The organism is Mesorhizobium sp. M7A.F.Ca.CA.004.04.2.1, from assembly GCF_004022825.1.
Lineage (GTDB): Bacteria > Pseudomonadota > Alphaproteobacteria > Rhizobiales > Rhizobiaceae > Mesorhizobium.
In genome coordinates this window covers 1-2785 of the sequence record NZ_RZPH01000814.1, presented here as the reverse complement: position 1 = coordinate 2785, position 2785 = coordinate 1, and the positions used below count along the sequence as shown (strand labels likewise).

2 protein-coding genes are annotated in these 2785 nt (G+C 57.8%); both read left to right on the top strand.

Annotation, left to right across the window (positions count from 1 at the left end; genetic code table 11):
- Positions 1-727: 727 nt before the first annotated feature.
- On the top strand, positions 728-1981 hold the full coding sequence (locus tag EN893_RS27485; protein ID WP_127266537.1) for a diguanylate cyclase: 1254 nt from the start codon (positions 728-730) through the stop codon (positions 1979-1981).
- Between the two features lie 475 nt (positions 1982-2456).
- Positions 2457-2693 carry a hypothetical protein gene (locus tag EN893_RS39510; protein ID WP_127266523.1) on the top strand — a complete coding sequence of 79 codons (237 nt, stop codon included), beginning with the start codon at positions 2457-2459 and terminating at the stop codon, positions 2691-2693.
- The last annotated feature ends 92 nt before the right edge of the window (positions 2694-2785 follow it).

Here is a 2785-nt window from a genome sequence, read left to right as displayed (position 1 = left end):
GTCGCGGTCAGGATATTCGTCCTGTCGCCCGCGGGAATTATGCGCTGCGTCTCAGTCGGTCGGGCCTTTGGGCTTCGTCTCGGAACGTAGCTCCGTTGAGGAGACAACCGGTGAGAGATCACGTCGAGCAGATGCAGGCACTCAGTCAATTCTTGCCGGGCCGATTTTCCTTGGATGCTTCCAAGTCCAGCTGGGCGCGACTGGCGTGAAGCAAGGCCGCGATCAAATTTTGGTCGGCTGACTTTTTGCCGGTGTATAGGCACACAAGCTCGCGGGCCTGGACCGTCGAATCGGATTCCGGGCTCTCCCTGATGGCTGACGTAAGAGCCCGGGAGAGTATGTCGAAATCCAACAACGAAATACCCGGTCGGCTTCCTTTCATGGCCAAATCCATCCTGTTGGTCTGCAGGCAATACTCGAAAGGTCAATGATGACGAGAATCGGCATCACCCCCATTCCTTCACGTGCTCGACTTCAGAAGCTCCCGGGACATCTCGCCGAGCCCGGCGGCGGCGTGGATAACCGCGGTGCAGCGCCACCGCAATTACAAAGGTTAATTCGGCTACGCGCATCGAGGATCAGATGGTTTGGGACCGAGTGTTCGCAAATCACAGCTATAAATCAAATCTTCAGGGTAAGTTGACATGATTGCCCACCGCCGACCGCCTATGGCTTGGATAGATGTTCAGGAGAAAGCAGCGTAAGGCCTATCGACTTGTCAGATCTGATGCCCCCCGATGTGCAGGATGATCCTGCCCTAGCCGCTGAGGTCGACCGGCTTCTGGCGCGCCGTACGCGCGAAATCAGCCTGCGTGGCGAGATCGAACGCCTATTTCGAGTACGTGTCTGGTCGCAAACGGCCAAAATCATCCGCGCGTGGATGATCTGGGTGGCATTTTTGGATGTGCTGACGTTGGCACTGAACGCGGCGTTGCTTCCATGGGTCGTAGCGCAGTCCATGCTCCTGCCCGGCGCCATCATCCCGCCCGTGGCGTTGGCCGTCGTCCTTGTTTGGCGTAAACCGCAGGCGCCTTGGCTCCAAGGAACCTCGCTGATCGCAGGCATGTTCCTTATCTTGTTGTCAGTCGCATTGGTCGGAGCAAGCGCTGGTGGCGAGTTCTACGAACGGCAATTGAACGTCATGTTGTTCGTGGCCATTACAGCCATCATAATCTTCGGGATCCCCCTGGCCTGGACGATGACTATCGCTGCGCTGGCGCTCGGACTTTATCTCATGCTTCAACTGCAGAACCCGGCCATCGCGCATGGGAGTGCAGTGGCTGGGACGCTGTTCTTCGCCAGCGGTATCTTTGCAACGGTGGCCGCGCGGCGCATCATGACAATTCTCGCTCAAAAGACTTTCCTGTTTGAGCTTCGCGACCGACGCAGGGTCGCCGAACTGGCGAAAGCCAATGATCGACTGGTACTCCTGGCGAGGACCGATCCACTCACCGGCATCTCCAACCGTCGCTGGATGACGGAAACACTCGAGCACCTATGGGGAAGTGATAAACGTTGCCTTGCCGGTGCCGCGATGCTGATGTGCGACATTGATAACTTCAAGAAGCTAAACGACCACCTCGGCCATGCGGAGGGAGATCGGTGTTTGGTAAAGGTCGCAACTATCTTGAAGGAAAACGTCAGGCGTGATCGCGATCACGTTGCCCGTTATGGCGGCGAAGAATTCCTCGTGCTCCTGCCCGGGGTGAACGAGGAAGAGGCCGCCGCTGTGGCTGAACGAATGCGTAAGAGCGTCGAGGCTGCCGCTTTGCCCAACCCTGGATCCCGCGTGTCGCGCTGGGTCACTCTGAGCATTGGAGTTGCCGTTCAGACCGCTGAGGCGATCTCGCCGGAGCAGTTACAGCAACGGGCGGATGCCGCACTTTACCTGGCCAAGCAGACCGGCCGCAACAGGGTGCTGCTTCACAGACCGGAGTTATCCGCGCGCAAACATATTCGGCCGGGCAGCCTTGGGGCATAGGCGTGGCCCGAGATCTGCTCTTCTGAATCGCGGGGTTCCCGTGCGTCGATGATAACAGGTTAGTTCAGGGACTTTGGTCCACCGAGACGACCCAAGGGTTCCCCTGTATCTCCACATCGCGCCCGGCAGACCACGATTTTCGAGAATAATCCCCTGAAACGAGTTTCCGGGTTGTTGCGAACACCCATAGCCGATTCCCGCTGCGTGGATGGTCCAGTAGGAGTTCCACCAAGTGGCCTCAGTGATGGGCGATCATCTGGATGATTTGCCGAGTCTTCGCAAATGCCGAGCGCATGGGCTCCGTCGATTTCTGCGCCCTGCGCCCTATGTTGCGCGCGTTTGGCCAGGTGAATGGCGCCATTACGCAGCCTCTGATCTTGCGCAAGGGAATCTTGCAACAGCCCTCATTAGATCGGTTGCAAGTGCTCCATGAAATCTCCATCTAGTTGGGTTGTAGTCAGAACGCGGTCAAACGATGACACGGCAAGAAGTTCTCTCCGTCATTGGATTAGCCGACGATATTACAGTTGCGGAGATCATCGCAACGGGTGCGTCGATCGAGGAATTGAGCGAGGCGTGGGCGTGGGCTTTTGCTGACGACGCGTTAATGGGACAGGGGCGCCCACTTCCGGGAACACGAGGGGCCGCGCTTATTGACTTGCTTAAGCCCGACGAGGACGACCCGGCTGAACCGGGCACCCGTCTGGAATAGATCAGCAATGGAATGTGCAATTCGGCCCTGTCATCCACGGCAGCGTTGCAGGCACTTTCTCAATGAAGCCGACCTTTGGGCCCGGTTCAGTT